The 15190-nt window shown below is 75.2% G+C and carries 11 protein-coding genes; 1 reads left to right on the forward strand and 10 read right to left on the reverse strand.

What is annotated here, in order from left to right:
* Positions 1-69 precede the first annotated feature (69 nt).
* From BUE45_RS07950 to BUE45_RS07970, 5 genes are all read right to left on the reverse strand, one after another.
* Positions 70-2670 carry a polynucleotide kinase-phosphatase gene (locus BUE45_RS07950; RefSeq protein ID WP_073376978.1) on the reverse strand — a complete coding sequence of 867 codons (2601 nt, stop codon included), beginning with the start codon at positions 2668-2670 and terminating at the stop codon, positions 70-72.
* Entirely contained in the window at positions 2667-4211 is a 1545-nt protein-coding gene (locus BUE45_RS07955; RefSeq protein WP_073376980.1) for a 3' terminal RNA ribose 2'-O-methyltransferase Hen1, read from the reverse strand. The genes BUE45_RS07950 and BUE45_RS07955 overlap by 4 nt, the downstream gene beginning before the upstream one ends.
* Positions 4212-4301: 90 nt before the next feature.
* Positions 4302-5327, reverse strand: coding sequence for a hypothetical protein (locus tag BUE45_RS07960; protein ID WP_073376982.1), 1026 nt, complete (start codon positions 5325-5327; stop codon positions 4302-4304).
* 361 nt (positions 5328-5688) lie between these two features.
* The gene (gene glpD / locus BUE45_RS07965; RefSeq protein ID WP_073376984.1) at positions 5689-7410 is read right to left on the reverse strand and encodes a glycerol-3-phosphate dehydrogenase; all 1722 of its coding nucleotides are present in this window, start codon (positions 7408-7410) and stop codon (positions 5689-5691) included.
* A gap of 82 nt (positions 7411-7492) precedes the next feature.
* Complete coding sequence (locus tag BUE45_RS07970) at positions 7493-8956, reverse strand: MFS transporter (RefSeq protein ID WP_084737024.1); 1464 nt, start codon at positions 8954-8956, stop codon at positions 7493-7495.
* Between the two features lie 147 nt (positions 8957-9103).
* Between BUE45_RS07970 and BUE45_RS07975 the strand changes: the two genes are divergently transcribed.
* Positions 9104-9601 carry a MarR family winged helix-turn-helix transcriptional regulator gene (locus tag BUE45_RS07975; protein WP_073376986.1) on the forward strand — a complete coding sequence of 166 codons (498 nt, stop codon included), beginning with the start codon at positions 9104-9106 and terminating at the stop codon, positions 9599-9601.
* Positions 9602-9755: 154 nt separating this feature from the next.
* Here BUE45_RS07975 and BUE45_RS07980 read toward each other — a convergent pair whose 3' ends face one another.
* The 5 genes from BUE45_RS07980 to BUE45_RS08000 all read right to left on the reverse strand — a co-directional run bounded on the left by BUE45_RS07980 (position 9756) and on the right by BUE45_RS08000 (position 15040).
* Complete coding sequence (locus BUE45_RS07980) at positions 9756-10280, reverse strand: hypothetical protein (protein ID WP_073376988.1); 525 nt, start codon at positions 10278-10280, stop codon at positions 9756-9758.
* A gap of 66 nt (positions 10281-10346) precedes the next feature.
* Positions 10347-11207: a lytic transglycosylase domain-containing protein gene (locus BUE45_RS07985; RefSeq protein WP_073376990.1), complete on the reverse strand. Its 861-nt coding sequence runs from the start codon at positions 11205-11207 to the stop codon at positions 10347-10349.
* A 152-nt stretch (positions 11208-11359) separates the two neighbouring features.
* Positions 11360-12466, reverse strand: a complete 1107-nt coding sequence (locus tag BUE45_RS07990; protein WP_073376992.1) for a GuaB3 family IMP dehydrogenase-related protein — start codon at positions 12464-12466, stop codon at positions 11360-11362.
* A 150-nt stretch (positions 12467-12616) separates the two neighbouring features.
* A complete protein-coding gene (guaB, locus tag BUE45_RS07995) occupies positions 12617-14110 on the reverse strand; it encodes an IMP dehydrogenase (RefSeq protein WP_073376994.1) in 1494 nt (497 codons plus the stop codon).
* A 288-nt stretch (positions 14111-14398) separates the two neighbouring features.
* A complete protein-coding gene (locus BUE45_RS08000; RefSeq protein ID WP_084737057.1) occupies positions 14399-15040 on the reverse strand; it encodes a sigma-70 family RNA polymerase sigma factor in 642 nt (213 codons plus the stop codon).
* Positions 15041-15190: the final 150 nt, after the last annotated feature.

The following is a 15190-nucleotide window of genomic DNA, read 5'->3' on the forward strand; positions in this document are numbered from 1 at the left end:
CGTACGATCCGCCCAATCCGGCCGGGCCGTCCCCGTCCCGCCGCGGGGGCGGGGCGGGGACGGGGGCGGCTACAGGCGCGGGTCGACCGGTTCGGCCTCCAGCGCCAGGGTCGCGAACACCGCCTCGTGGACGCGCCACAGCGGCTCGCCGCGGGCGTGCCGGGCCAGGGCCTCCAGCCCGAGCTTGTGCTCGCGCATGGCGAGCCCGAGCTTGGCGCCCGGCCTGCGGTCCCTGAGGGCCTCCAGGCGCCCGGGGTCGGTGTAGTCGGGGCCGTAGATGATCCGCAGGTACTCGGGGCCGCGCACCTTCAGGCCGGGCTGGGTGAGCCCCTTGGCGCCGGTGGCGCGGGCCCCGTGGAGCGGCTTGACGACCATGCCCTCTCCCCCGGCGTCCACCATCTCCCGCCACCAGGCCGCGGCGGAGGCACAGGCGGCCGGGTCGGTGGTGTCCACCACCCGGTAGCGGGTGGTGCGCACCAGCGGGTCGGCCTCGGCCAGCCGCTCCGCCGTGGCCATGTGCCACAGGTGGTCGGCGTCGGAGTACTCGCGCCCCTGGGAGGCCAGGACCGCGAAGGGCGCGAACCGGAGCCCGGCGATACCGTCGGTGTCCCAGGAGTAGCGCCGGTACACCCGGCTGAACTCCTCCATCTGCTCCGCGCTCCGCGCCGTCTTCTCCGCGAGGCGGCCCACGTCCAGGCCCCGCGCGGCGGCAGCGGCCAGGGCCGCGCCGGCCGCGGGCAGGGCGGCGCGGGCGGCGGCGCCCACCGAGGCGTACTGGTCGCGGATGAGCGTGCGGGCCTTGGCCGACCAGGGCAGCACCTCGCCGTCCAGGGCGATCCAGTCGGTGCCCAGCCGGTCCCACAGGCCGGCTCCGGTGACGGCGGCGCGCAGCCGGTCCACCACCCCGGCCCCCAGCGCCCGGTCGGCGAAGAAGGGCCGGCCGGTGCGGGTGTACACGGTGCCCGTGGAGCCCGGCGCGAACCGCCGCTCCGCCGCCGCCCCGTCGCGGCACAGCACGGCGACGGCGCGCGAGCCCATGTGCTTCTCCTCGCACACGACCTGCCCGATGCCGGCGGCGCGGTACCAGGCGAACGCCTCGTCGGGGTGCTCCAGGTACCCGGCCTCGGAGGCGGCCGGCGCCGGGGCCATGGTCGGCGGCAGGTACAGCAGCCACCGGGGGTCGACGGAGAACCGGCTCATCACCTCCAGGGCGCCCAGGACGGACGGCCCGCCGGCGCGCACGGTCCCGAACTCCGTCTCCACGAACAGCCCCGGGCGGCGGCCGCCCGCGCCCACGTCGGTGATGTCGACGACCGTGTCGGAGCGGTCCCCGCCCGCGGAGGGGCCCGGCCCCTCTCCTGCCAGCGGGCGGACCGGCTCGTACCAGGTCCGGCGGGCGGCCACGTCGACGGTCTCGCGCTCGGGGTAGCGCAGCGCGGTGAGCTTTCCGCCGAACACGCAGCCGGTGTCCAGGCAGAGGGTGTTGTTGACCCACTCCGCCTTGAGCACGGGGGTGTGCCCGTAGACGACCGCCGCCCTCCCCCGGTAGTCGCGCGCCCAGGGCAGGCGCACCGGCAGGCCGTACTCGTCGGTCTCCCCGTTGGTGTCGCCGTACAGGGCGAAGGACCGCACCCGCCCGGAGGCACGGCCGTGGTAGGCCTCCTTGAGTCCGGCGTGGGCCACCACCAGCCGCCCGCCGTCGAGGACGAGGTGGCTGACCAGGCCGTCGCAGAAGTCGAGGACCTCCGCGCGGAACTCCTCGCTCTCCCGGCCCAGCTGCTCCAGGGACTCCGCGAGCCCGTGGGTGGGCGTGACCTTGGTGCCCCGCAGCGCCCGGATCAGCTTGTTCTCGTGGTTGCCGGGCACGCACAGGGCGTCGCCGTCGCGCACCATGCCCATGGCCAGGCGCAGGACTCCGGGGGTGTCGGGGCCGCGGTCCACGAGGTCCCCGACGAACACGGCGGTGCGCCCGTCCGGGTGGCGGGCGCCGACGGCCCGCCCCCGGTCGTCCCGGGTGAACGCGTAGCCCAGTGCGGCCAGCAGCTCCTCCAGCTCCTCCCGGCAGCCGTGGACGTCGCCGATGACGTCGAAGGGGCCGGTCAGCTCGGTCCGGTCGGGCCAGGCGCGCTCGCGCTCGACGACGGCGGCGTCGACCTCCGCGACGCCCTTGAGGACGTGGACCTTGCGGAACCCCTCCTTGCGCAGGCGCTTGACGCTCTGGCGCAGGTCGCGGCACTGGCGGGCGATGACGTGGTCCCCGAAGTCGCGGTCGGGCCGAACGCGGTTGCGCCGGCGGGCCACGGACTCGGGCACGTCCAGGACGATCGCGGTGGCCGGCACGTCGTTGGCCTTGGCCACGGCGAGGAGTTCGGCGCGGGCGCGCTGCTGCACGTTGGTGACGTCGACCACGGCGAGCAGACCGCGGCGCAGCCGCACGTCCACGATGGTGTGCAGCAGGGCGAAGGCGTCGGCGCTGGCGGCCTGGTCGTTCTCGTCGTCGCTGACCAGGCCCCGGCAGAAGTCGGAGGAGACGACCTCGGTGGGCCCGAAGTGGCGGGCCGCGAAGGTGGACTTGCCCGAGCCGGACACCCCGACCAGCACGACGAGGCCCATGGCGGGCACGCCGAGGACCCGCGGGGCGGTGTCCGGGGCGGTCGCGTCGGTGTTCATCGGGTGAACACTCCCATCTGGGTCGGGGAGCCGGTGGCCGGGTCCTGGGGACCCACCGGCAGGTGGCGGACGGTGTAGCCGTTGCGCTCGGCGACGGCGTCCGCCCACCGGGCGAACTCGGCGCGGGTCCACTCGAAGCGGTGGTCGGAGTGGCGGAGGGCGCCCGGCGCCAGGCGCTCGTAGTGGACGTTGTACTCGGCGTTGGGGGTGGTGACCACCGCGATCCGGGGGCGGGCGGCGGCGAACACCGTCTCCTCCAGGGCGGGCAGCCGCTCGGGGTCGAGGTGCTCGACGACCTCCATGAGCACGACGGCGTCGTATCCGCAGAAGCGGGCGTCCCGGTAGACGGCGGAGCCGACCAGCAGCTCGGGCCGGGGCGGGCGGGCCCCCTGCTCCCGGACGGCGCCGGTGTCGCCGAACAGGTCGCGGTGCCGGCCCCGGCCGCCCGGGGCGCAGCCGCGGCAGGTCCTGCGGTGGGCCCTCTGGAGGGAGGCGGTGTCGACGTCCGCTCCGGTGATCCGCTCCAGGGCGGGGTCGGCGACCAGCTCGGCCAGCAGGGCGCCGGGGCCGCAGCCCAGGTCCAGGACGCTGGAGGCGTTCTCGGCGCGCAGGACGGCCAGGACCGCCCCGGCCCGCTGCGCGGCCAGGGAGGGCGCGCGCTCCTGCCCCGGCCGGTCCGGGGCGGGCGGCGCGAGGACGTCCTCCAGCCCCGGGTCCGCCTCCTCCTCGGGCAGGTCGTCGGCCTCGGCCAGCCGGGCCAGGGCGGTGCGCACGTAGGTCTGGCGCCGGCCGAGGTAGCGGCGGGTGATCCAGGCCCGCTCGGGGTGGCGGACCAGCCACGCGGACCCCGCCTCGGGGTCCTCCTCGGCCGTGTCCCCGTCGGGGCCGGCGACGCGCAGGCCGCCGGCGCGCAGGAGCTTGTCGACCTCGCCGCGGTCCACCCAGTAGTGCTTCCCGCCGTCCATGGCGGGCAGCAGCACGTACAGGTGGCTCAGCGCCTCCGACAGCACCTGCTCGCCGCTCAGGGTCAACGACAGGTAGGGGGAGTCGCCCCAGCCGGGCAGGCCGGGGTCGAGCGGCACCGGTTCGGCGGACACCCGCCAGCCCAGCGGCTCGAACAGGGCGCGCGCCTTGTCGGCCCCGGCCCGGCAGGGCACCGCGGGAAGGTGGAGTTCCAGGGGCAGCGGGGCGGCTGCCAGCGCCGGGCGGGCGTCGCTCCGCCCCCGGAGCGCGGAGCGGAACACCCGCCCCAGCGCCACCGTGAACAGCGAGGAGGCGGCGAACGGGCGGTCGTTGACGTACTGGGCCAGGGCGAAGTCGGGTGTGCTGACGGACGTGCGCGCCCGCAGCAGCGCCCGGGGGTCGACCTCCAGGAGCAGGGCGGCCGTGCAGCGCTCCGCCGTCGCCTCGGGGTAGAAGACGTGGGCGGTGCCGAAGGACTGCTCGAAGCCCTGGACCCGCCCGGGGTTCTTGTGGAGCAGGTATCCGAGGTCCGTGGCCGGGGCCGCCGGGGTCGCGGTGGTGGTGATCGTCAGTAGCACCCGAGCATTGTGACCCCCGGGTACGGGCGTTGGCGAGGACTTTTCGGCCGCTCCGCGGCGCGGTGCCGCGGGGGTCCGGAAGGACCCGGCCTATCCGCCCGGCGGGGCGGGCGGGGCCCCCGGGTCCCCGGGGCGCACGCCCAGCTCCTCCATGGCGCGGGCGACGAGGGAGCGGGCGTCGCCGAAGAAGCCCCAGGGGACCTCGCAGTAGAGGTTGCCGACGGCGGTCAGGTGCCAGCGGGCGGCGTCGGCCGCCTCCGCCCGGTGGAAGGCCCAGCCGAACAGGTGGTGGGCCTGCACGTCGCGCGGATGGGGGACGGCGCTCCCGACCCAGTCCCGGGCCAGGCCGAACAGCTCCGCGACCGCCTCCCCGTGGAGCCGCCCCATGGCCTGGTCCACCACGAACCCGAACACGCCCTCGGCGGTGAGCCGCTTGTGCTCGGCGCGCAGGAACTCGGCGTGGGCCAGGGCCAGGACGGCGGGCAGCGGGTCGCCCGCGGGGGCGGTGTCGGCCGCCGCTCCGGCGAAGGCGAACATCTCCTCTTCCGAGCCGCCGCGCGCCGGGGACAGCACGCGCACCCTGCCCGCGTGGGCGGCGAACAGGTGCGGGGACCGCTGCCGGATCTCCCGCCACAGCCGGTCCTTCTCCTCCCGGTCGGCGCCCGCGCCCATCGCCACGGTCTGGAGCACGGTCCAGGGCGCGGCGTCGTCGGGGCGCAGGTCGGCCGCGGCGGACAGGGCCCGGCGGGCGTCGTCGAGGGTCGCCTCGGCGGCCTTGCGCTCGGCGGCGCCGCCGGAGGCGCGCAGGGCGTGGGCCAGCAGGGCGCTGCCCAGCCAGAGCATCAGGTCGGCCCGGTCGGCGGAGTCGAGCAGGTCGCCCAGGTCCTCGACCCGGTCGGCGGCGGCCCGGCCCAGCACCTCGGCGGTCGCCACGCGGGTCTCGGGGTCCTCCCGGCTCTCGGCGAGCAGCGGCAGGGCGGCGCCGAGGTCGCCCGCGGACACCTCCTCGGCCGCGGCCCGGAGCATGGGGTCGGCGCCCAGGGCGGCGGAGGTGAGCAGGTGCTCGACCGGGGCGCCGTGGGCGGGGCGGGCGTCGCGGGGGTTCCATGGCCACATGCCGCCGAGGGTAGCGGTCCCCCGGCGGGGAGCGGACCCGGGGCGCGCGGGGCGCACCGGGTCCGCCGCCGGCTCAGGGGGCCGGGGTCGGCTCCGCCTTCGGCCCGGCCGCGGGGGCGGTCCGGCCGGACCGCCGGCGGGCGACCGTCCGGAGGGTCACCGCGATGATCGCGGTGTCACCCGTGTCCGTGGCGCCCGCGCAGCAGGCGGCACGGCTCGGCGCCGTCCGTGTCGGGCGGCCCCGGGTCGAGCAGCACGGTGATCACGCGTCCGGCTCCCGGGGTGCGGGGGTGGGCAGGTACCCCCGCACCCTGACCCGGCCGGTGTGTCCCCGGACACACCAGGGCGTTCCGGGCCCTGGTCAGCGCCGGGCGGCGCCGATGTCCGGGACGATCTCGGGCGCCCCGTGCTGGATGGCGTCCGCCTCCTGGTCGGTGACCTGCTCCTGGGCGGAGCGCTCGGCCTCGATGCCCTTGCGGTAGTACTCGACCTCGCGCTGGGCCTGGGCGTCGTCCCAGCCCAGCAGCGGGGCCATCAGCTCGGCGGCCTCCTCCGCGGCGGCGATGCCGCGGTCCCAGGTCTCGAAGGAGATCCGGGTGCGGCGGGACAGGACGTCCTCCACGTGGCGGGCGCCCTCGGCGCGGACCGCGTAGACCACCTCGGCGCGCAGGTAGTCGTCGGCGCCGGCCAGCGAGCGCCCCAGGTCGGGGTCCTCCCGGACCAGGTCGAGCAGGTCGCGGGCGCAGGTCCCGTAGCGGCGCAGCAGGTGGGAGATGCGGGAGACGTGCAGCCCGGTCTGCCGGGCCAGCCGGTCGCGCTGGTTGACCAGCGCCGAGTAGCCGGAGGCCCCCACCAGGGGCAGCTTGTCGGTGACCGACTTGGGGATGCCGCTGCCCAGGCCGTGGGCGACGGCGTCCACGGCGTCCTTGGCCATGACCCGGTAGGTGGTGTACTTGCCGCCCGCGATGAGCACGAGGCCGGGCACCGGGTGGGCGACCACGTGCTCGCGGGAGAGCTTGGAGGTCTCCTCGGACTCCCCCGACAGCAGCGGGCGCAGGCCCGCGTAGACGCCCTCGACGTCGTCCCTGGTCAGCGGGGTCCGCAGCACCTGGTTGAGGTGGTCCAGGACGTAGTCGATGTCGGCGCGGCTGGCGGCCGGGTTCTCCTTGTCCAGGTTCCAGGCGGTGTCGGTGGTGCCGACGATCCAGTGGCGGCCCCACGGGATGACGAAGAGCACGCTCTTCTCGGTGCGCAGGATCATCCCGGAGGACGCCTGGATCCGGTCGCGGGGCACCACCAGGTGGATGCCCTTGGAGGCGCGCACGTGGATCTGCCCGCGACCGCCGACCATCTCCTGGATCTCGTCGGTCCACACGCCCGCGGCGTTGACGACCTGGCGGGCGCGCAGGGAGATCTCCTCGCCGTTCTCCAGGTCGGCGGCGCGGGCGCCGACCACGTGCTCGCCCTCGCGCAGGAAGCCGACGGCCTCCACCCGGGAGGCGATCCGCGCCCCGAGCCCGGCGGCGGTGCGCAGCACGGTGGTGACGAACCGGGCGTCGTCCACCTGGCAGTCCCAGTACTGGACGGCCCCGGCGAGGGCGTCGCGCTTGAGCGCGGGGAAGACCCGCAGCGCCCCGCTGCGGGTCAGGTGCCGGTGCGAGGGCAGTCCGCGGTTGTTGCGCGAGGTCAGGGCGAGGGTGTCGTACAGGGTGACGCCCGCGCCGATGTAGAAGCGTTCCCAGTGGTGGGCGAACGGGAAGAGGAAGGGCACCGGGCGGACCAGGTGCGGGGCGATGGTGGTGAGAAGCAGGCCTCGTTCCTGGAGTGCCTCCTGGACCAGTTCGAAGTCGAACTGCTCCAGATAGCGCAGGCCCCCGTGGATCAGTTTGCTGGATCTGCTGGAGGTGCCCGAGGCGAAGTCGCGCGCCTCGATCAGCCCCACGGACAGCCCGCGGGAGACCGCGTCCAGGGCGATGCCCGCCCCGACGATGCCGCCTCCGACGACGAGGACGTCCAGCTCCTCGTCGCGCATCGCGGCCAGGGCGTCCTCGCGCCCTTCCGGTCCCAGCCAGGTGTTCGTCATCCCCAGTCCCTCCGTCGCGATGGTTCTTCCTCCCCGGCGCATACCCGCCGGAGGGCCCGCCCACCGGAGCGGAGCCCTCAGGCTAACCGTGCCCGGGTCCGCCGGACGGCACGCCACGCGTGTGCGGGGGTCGGGCGGCGGCGCTCCGGCCTGCGGCCGGGCGGGGCAGCAGCAGGGCGAGGAAGGCCGCCGCGACGGCGGCGGCGCCCCCGGCCAGGGAGGCGGTGCCCAGGCCGCCCCAGGCCCCGGCGACGGCGGCCAGGACGGCGAGACCGAGCGCGCCGCCGATCTGCTGGGCGGTGGAGGCGGCGGCGGAGGCCACCCCCTGCTCGCGCTCGCCGACGCCGCTCCCCGCGGCGGTGAACACGGCCGGGTAGACGGTGCCCGCGGTGAGGCCGAGCAGGACCACGGCGGGCAGCACCGCCCAGTAGGAGCCGGCGGCCAGGGCGAGGGCGAAGGCGGCGGAGGTGAGGCCGACGCCGGCCGTCCCGGCGAACAGGACGGCGCGCACGCCCCACCGGTCCAGCAGGCGGGGCAGCAGCAGTGCGGAGCCGAGCATGGCGGCCACGCCCTGGGGCAGGAAGCCCAGGCCCGCCAGGAAGGGGTCCAGGCCCAGGGTGACCTGGACGTGGGTGGTGTAGACGTAGTGCAGCGTGCCGACGACGCCCATGAGCACGAGGACCAGGCCCATGGACACCGGGAGGTGGCGGTCGCGCAGCAGGGAGGCGGGCAGCAGCGGGCTCGCGGAGCGGCGCTCGACGGGGACCAGGGCGGCCAGGGCGAGCAGGCCGAGCAGCAGGGCTCCGCCGCCGTCGGGCGAGGCCCAGCCGGACTCCGGGACGCGGAAGACGCCGAACACCAGCAGGAGCGCACCCGTGGTGACCAGGGAGGTGCCGGGCAGGTCGAAGCCGCCCGGGTCCGGGCGGTGGCGGTCGGCGGGGAGCAGGCGGGGCGCGAGCAGGGCGACCGCCAGGGCGGGCACGACCAGGACCCAGAACACGGAGGGCCAGCCGAAGGCGCTGGTGAGGATGCCGCCGACGGCCCCTCCGGCGAGCGCGCCGAAGGCTCCGGCGGAGCCCCACACGGCCATCGCCCGGTTGCGTTCGGGCCCGGCGGGGAAGGCGGTGCCGATGAGGGCGAGGGTGGCGGGGAAGAGCGCGGCGGCGCCCAGCCCCTGGACGGCGCGGGCGGCGATGAGGACCCCGGCGTGGGCGGCCAGGGCCCCGGCGGCCGAGGCCAGGCCGAGCAGCAGGGCGCCCAGCACCAGCACGCGGCGGGCGCCGAGCCGGTCCACCGCACGGCCGCCCAGGAGCAGCAGCCCCCCGTAGCCGAGGGCGAAGGCGTTGACCACCCAGGGCAGCGCGGCGCCGTCCAGGCCCAGGTCCCGGCCGATCTCGGGCAGGGCGATGTAGACGACGTTGAAGTCGAGCGAGAGCGTGAAGTGCGCGGTGGCCAGCAGGGCCAGGGCCGCGGCGCCGGCGGCGCGGGGGCGGGCGCCGCCGTCTCGCGGGGAGGCGGCGCCGGGCCGGGGGTCGGCGGAGGTCATGCTCGGGTTTCCTTCCGGGAGAACCGGTTCAGCACTGGATATTCCTGCACTGAAACAAAGGGGAACAGTTCAGCGCTGGAACTTTCAGCGCGAGACTAACCCACAAATACTTCAGTGCGCAACAATCCAGCGTGGTAGCATTTCGGCATGAGTCGAGAGGGATGCCTGGACACGGACGAGGAGCGGACCTGGGACGCGGCCACACTGGCGTTCCGGCTGCTCGACCAGCGGGTGGAGCGGGACGTCCAGGCGTCGTCCGGCCTCCCCCTCACCTACTACGAACTCCTGGTGCTGCTCTCCAAGGCCCGCCACCGGTCGCTGCGGATGAGCGAACTGGCCGAGATCACCCACACGCGGCCCAGCCGCATCTCCCACGCGGTGGGCAAGCTCGCCGCGGGGGGCTTCGTCGAGCGCGTCCACTGCGAGAGCGACCGGCGCAGCTGGTTCGCCAGGCTCACGGACAAGGGGGTGGAGACGCTGCGCACCGCCGGGGCGGAGCACGTGCGGAGCATGCGCGAGAACATGTTCGACCTGCTCGACGCGGAACAGCGGGCGCAGCTGCTGGACATCTCCCGCACCCTGCTGGCCCGCCTGGCGCCGGGCGCGCAGGACCACGCCACCCGGGTCCTCCAGGAGACCCTCTGAACCACGTCCCCGCGGACCCCGGCCCGTTGCGCGGGCGGCGCGGGGCACCGGGGCCCGCCGGCGGTCCGGTGGAGGCGCCGCGGCCCGCCCCGGTGCCGCAGGCCCTCCCCGCGCGTGCCGGTCCGGGCGGGCGCCTCCGCCAGGGGCCTCGCGCCTAGGCGGGGACGGGGCTCGGCTCCTCCCGCACCGCCTCCAGGCGCCGGATGAGCCGGTGCACGATGATCAGCGGGATGATCCCGAACACGCCGAACGAGATGTCGACGAGCTGCCACAGCCACGGGATGCCGCGGATCGGCCCGCAGATCAGCGCCAGCGGCACCACCATCACGCAGGCGATCATCCCGAACTGGATCACCCAGACGTTGCGCACCGGGTCGCGCCAGGGGCCGAGGAACGCCACCGCGATCACCAGGTGCGCGAACGCCAGCCAGTCGGTCCCGTAGAGCACGAAGGGCTGCTCGGCCTCGACCGTGTCCAGGCCGACCCGCACCCGCGAGATCCAGTCGGCCAGCCAGGGGGCCGCCTCGGACACCGGGGCGAGGGGGCCCGCCAGCAGGGAGTCCAGCAGCCGCAGCTCGGCGGGGAGCGGGAAGGCGGTGACCCCGCTCAGCACCAGGCCGACGATGAACAGGGAGATCCAGATCCGAATGCGGCGCAGCAGCGCCGGTCCAGTGTCCATACCCGGATTCTTTCGCGGTGCCGCGCGGGCCGCGCACCGCCCCCGCCCCGACGGGGCGGCCGCCGGTCAGGCCGACGCGTCGGCGTAGGCGTGGGCGTAGGCCAGCACGTCCGCCACGTACTCCGAGGAGCGGTTGTACTCCAGGATCGCCGCCTCCCAGTCCTGCGCGGTGCCCAGGTCGCGCCCCGCACCGCACAGGTAGCGGCCCGCGGACAGGGCGGCGTCGTCGATCTGGTGCGGGTCGGGGTCGCCGGTCCCGGACGCGGAGACGCCCCAGCGCTCCCAGGTGCCCGGGATGAACTGCATCGGGCCGACCGCGCGGTCCCAGGTGGTGTCGCCGTCCAGCGCTCCGCCGTCGGTGTCGGGGATGGCCCGGGTGTTGTTGGTGCCGTCCAGCGGGATGCCGATGATGTTCACGGTGGTGACGCCGTCCGGGCCGATCTCGCCGCCCGCGTAGGTCCCGTGCCGCGACTCCACGAACCCGATGCCCGCCAGGGTCGGCCAGGACAGGTTGCAGGCGGGCAGCTCCTCGGCCAGCGCCAGCTGCGCTCCGGCGTAGCCCTCCAGGGCGCGCGCCGGGATGGTCGTGGCCTCCGACACCTGCTCCAGCCACTCGTCCGCGGGGCGCTGCCCGCTCACCGGGGTGTGCTGCTCGTCCGCGCCCGCGGAGGGGTCGGGGTCCGCCTCGGCCCGGTTGACCTCGGCCGGCGCGGGAGGCCCGCTGAGCTGGTCGTGCGGGGGCGTCTCGATGGTCCCGTCCGGGGGCGCCGCGGCCTGCCCCGAGGGGGGCGACCAGTCGGACAGCGTGCGCGAGATCCGGTCGACGGCGAAGAGCACGCCGCCGGTCAGCGCCAGGCACAGCGCCAGGGTCACGCAGACGGCGACCAGCGGACCCCTGTTCCGCCTGCCGCGGGTACCTCGACCCAATGCCCGCCCCTTTCCTCGGAAGACTCCCCGGAGCCGTCGGGTCGTGTGATGCCGACGGCCGGAACATGGTTGCACACGGCGTTCGGGTGCTCCCCCGGTGCACAACGGAAACGGGGGCACCCCGGTTCCCCGGCGTACCCCCGCGGCACCCGTCAGCGGTGCGGGTTGACCACGACCTCGACCCGCTGGAACTCCTTGAGGTCGGTGTAGCCCGAGGTGGCCATGGTGCGGCGCAGCGCCCCCATGAGGTTCATGGAGCCGTCGCTGCTGGAGGCCGGGCCGTGCAGGATGGCCTCCAGGTCGCCGATGGTGCCGACCCGCACCCGCTCGCCGCGCGGCAGCTCGCCGTGGTGCGCCTCGCTGCCCCAGTGGTGGCCGCCGCCGGGCGCCTCGGTGGCGCGGGCCAGCGGGGAGCCCACCATGACGGCGTCGGCGCCGCAGGCCAGGGCCTTGGCGATGTCGCCGCTGGTGGTCATGCCGCCGTCGGCGATGACGTGCACGTAGCGTCCGCCGGACTCGTCGAGGTAGTCGCGGCGGGCGGCCGCGACGTCGCCGATGGCGCTGGCCATCGGGACGGCGACGCCCAGGACGGAGCGGGTGGTGTGGCCCGAGCCGCCGCCGAAGCCCACCAGGACGCCCGCGGCGCCGGTGCGCATCAGGTGCAGGGCCGCGGTGTAGGTCGCGCAGCCGCCGACCACGACCGGGACGTCCAGGTCGTAGATGAACTGCTTGAGGTTGAGCGGCTCGGCGCGCCCGGACACGTGCTCGGCGGAGACCGTGGTGCCGCGGATCACGAAGATGTCCACGCCCGCGTCGACGACCGCCTTGTGGTACTGGGCGGTGCGCTGCGGGGACAGGCGGGCCGCGGTGACCAGGCCCGCGTCGCGGATCTGCTCGATCCGGCGGCCGATCAGCTCCTCCCGGATGGGCGCCGCGTAGATCTCCTGGAGCCGCTTGGTGGCGGCCACGTCGTCCAGCTCGCTGATCTCCGCCAGCAGGGGCGCCGGGTCCTCGTACCGGGTCCACAGGCCTTCGAGGTCGAGCACGCCCAGGCCGCCCTGGCGGCCGATCGCCACGACCGTGTCCGGTGAGGCGACGCTGTCCATGGGGCTGGCCACGAGCGGCGTCTCGAACCGGTAGGCGTCGATCTGCCAGGCGATCGACACCTCCTCCGGGTCGCGCGTGCGCCGGGCGGGCACGATGCCGATCTCGTCGAGCTCATAGGCCCGGCGCCCGTTCTTGCCCAGCCCGATCTCCACCTGAGCCAACGCTTCGATCCCCTCTGACGTGCCGCCCCGGCCGGTGGACCGGGGCCTTTACTGCCGTCGCGAGTCTATCCGCCCCGGCCCGGGCACGGGTCGGGCCGTCCGTACGGTGCCCGGACGGCCCGGTGCGCGCGGAGCGCCGCGTCAGCGGCCGTTGTAGTTGGGCGCCTCGACGGTCATCTGGATGTCGTGCGGGTGGCTCTCGCGCAGGCCCGCGCTGGTGATGCGCATGAGCTGGCCGCGCTCGCGCAGCTCGTCCAGGGTGCGGGTGCCCGCGTACCACATGGACTGGTGCAGACCCCCGACGAGCTGGTGCGCGACCGCCTGGAGCGGGCCGCGGAAGGGCACCTGGCCCTCGATGCCCTCGGGGATGAGCTTGTCCTCGGAGGAGACCTCGGCCTGGGCGTAGCGGTCCTTGGAGAAGGAGCGTCCGCGCATGGCGCCCAGGGACCCCATGCCGCGGTAGGCCTTGAACTGCTTGCCGTTGATGAAGATGAGCTCTCCGGGGCTCTCCTCCACGCCCGCCAGCAGGCTGCCGAGCATGACGCTGCTCGCACCGGCGGCGATGGCCTTGGCGATCTCGCCCGAGTACTGGAGTCCGCCGTCGGCGATGAGCGGGACCCCGGCGGGGCCGCACGCCTTGGCGGCCTCCAGGATCGCGGTGAGCTGCGGGGCGCCCACGCCGGCGACGACGCGGGTGGTGCAGATGGAGCCCGGGCCCACGCCGACCTTGACGGCGTCGGCCCCCGCGTCGATGAGGAGCTGGGCGCCGGCGCGGGTGGCGACGTTGCCCGCGACGATGTCGGTCCGGGCGTCGGCCTTGAGCTTGGCGACCATGTCGGCCAGGCCGGAGGAGTGGCCGTGGGCGGTGTCCACGACGATGAAGTCCACCCCGGCCTCGACCAGGAGCTTGGCGCGCTCGGTGGCCTCGGGGCCCACGCCGACGGCGGCGCCGACGACCAGGCGGCCGTCGGCGTCCTTGGTGGCGTCGGGGTACTGCTCGCTCTTGATGAAGTCCTTGACGGTGATGAGCCCGCGCAGGCGGCCCTCGGCGTCCACCAGCGGGAGCTTCTCGACCTTGTTGCGGCGCAGCAGCTGGAAGGCCTGCTCGCGGCTGACCCCGACCGGTGCGGTGACCAGGTTCTCGGTGGTCATGACGTCGCGGACCAGGCGGTCCCGGTCGCTCTCGAACCGCATGTCGCGGTTGGTGACGATGCCCACCAGGCGGCCGGAGGCGTCGGTGACGGGGACGCCGGAGATCCGGTAGTGCGAACACAGGCGCTCGACGTCGGCGAGGGTGTCCTCGGGCTTGCAGGTGACCGGGTCGGTGACCATCCCCGCCTCGGAGCGCTTGACCAGGTCCACCTGGGCGGCCTGGTCCTGCGCGGAGAGGTTGCGGTGCAGCACGCCGGCGCCGCCCTGGCGCGCCATGGCGACCGCCATGCGGGCCTCGGTCACGGTGTCCATGGCGGCGGACAGCAGGGGGATGTTGAGGTCGATGTTACGGGAGAGGCGGGTGGCGGTGGTCGCCTCGCCGGGCTGCATGTCGGAGTAGGCCGGCACGAGCAGCACGTCGTCGTAGGTCAACCCCGGCGGCAGCACTTTGTCCCCGTAGTCGCCGATGCTGTCCTGGCCCATGACACAACCTCCGCTGCTTCGCTCCGGCACGCCGGCCCTCCGGCGCCCGCGCGGTGCTCGCCCCCGCGTGTCGTCTCATCCTAGGTCGTCGCCCCGGGGCACTCGGGGGGAACAGGGCGTTCTCCCCGCCGCCCGGGCGGGAAAGTGAGCAGCCTCACTGTTTGGGGCGGGCGGTGTCAGTGGCGGCGGCGCGGGGTGTACCGGACCGGCCCCAGCGCGCGGCAGGAGACGCGGGCGCGGGGGCGGTCGGGGCAGGGGCGGCGCCCGTCGCCCGGGCGCCCGGGGCGCTCAGGGGAGGAGGCGGTTCGCCACGGCCACCTGCCGAAGCCGAGCGATAGCCCGGTGCTGGGCAACCCGTACCGCGCCAGCCGACATTCCAAGTACATGTCCCGTCTCATCCGCCGTCAGTCCCGCTATCACCCTCATGATCAGCAGTTTGCGCTGCTGCTCGGGGAGTTCGTCCAGCAGCTCCCGCGCGCGCTGGGCCTCGACGCCCCGCACCGCGGCCTCCTCCGGCCCGGGCGCCTCGTCGGGGCGGTCCGGGACGGCCTCGGTGGAGACCAGCTCCACCCGGCCGGCGCCGCGCAGGGTGTCGGCGACCTTGTGGGCCGCGATGCCGAAGACGAAGGAGGCGAAGGGCCGGCCCCGGTCCTGGTAGCGCGGGACCGCCGCGAGCAGGGCGATGCAGACCTCTTGGGCCACGTCGTCGGAGTAGTGCGCGAGCCCGGACACCCGGGCCAGCCGGGCACGGCAGTAGCGGACCACCATGGGCCGGACCTCGCGGAGCAGCGAGTCCATCGCGCCGTCCTCACCCCGGACCGCGCGCGACCCCAGGCGGTTCAGGCCGGTGTCGCGCGACGCGGGGTCGGGTTCCCCCGGTGTTCCTGGCCGCTGCGCGGTAACGCCCCCCCGGGCGTTTGCATCCGTCACGCTAGTGATCATGCCCCCGTCCGCCGACCCGACCGCTCCGATCGCCAACTACGGAATGGTTACGTTTTGGAAAAATCACCCGAAAACACCTGAGCGTACACGGTCAAACCCGAGGCGCGCGTGATAGTGAACACGCCCGGAAACCCCCGC

The sequence above is a fragment of the Nocardiopsis flavescens genome (assembly GCF_900141985.1).
Lineage (GTDB): Bacteria > Actinomycetota > Actinomycetes > Streptosporangiales > Streptosporangiaceae > Nocardiopsis > Nocardiopsis flavescens.

Excerpts from the sequence above, each read along its gene's own strand:
- BUE45_RS07950 (WP_073376978.1), bottom strand. The coding sequence starts at position 2,670 with ATGAACACCGACGCGACCGCCCCGGACACCGCCCCGCGGGTCCTCGGC.
- BUE45_RS07960 (WP_073376982.1), bottom strand. The coding sequence starts at position 5,327 with ATGTGGCCATGGAACCCCCGCGACGCCCGCCCCGCCCACGGCGCCCCG.
- glpD (WP_073376984.1), bottom strand. The coding sequence starts at position 7,410 with ATGACGAACACCTGGCTGGGACCGGAAGGGCGCGAGGACGCCCTGGCC.
- BUE45_RS07970 (WP_084737024.1), bottom strand. The coding sequence starts at position 8,956 with ATGACCTCCGCCGACCCCCGGCCCGGCGCCGCCTCCCCGCGAGACGGC.
- BUE45_RS07975 (WP_073376986.1), top strand. The coding sequence starts at position 9,104 with ATGAGTCGAGAGGGATGCCTGGACACGGACGAGGAGCGGACCTGGGAC.
- BUE45_RS07980 (WP_073376988.1), bottom strand. The coding sequence starts at position 10,280 with ATGGACACTGGACCGGCGCTGCTGCGCCGCATTCGGATCTGGATCTCC.
- guaB (WP_073376994.1), bottom strand. The coding sequence starts at position 14,110 with ATGGGCCAGGACAGCATCGGCGACTACGGGGACAAAGTGCTGCCGCCG.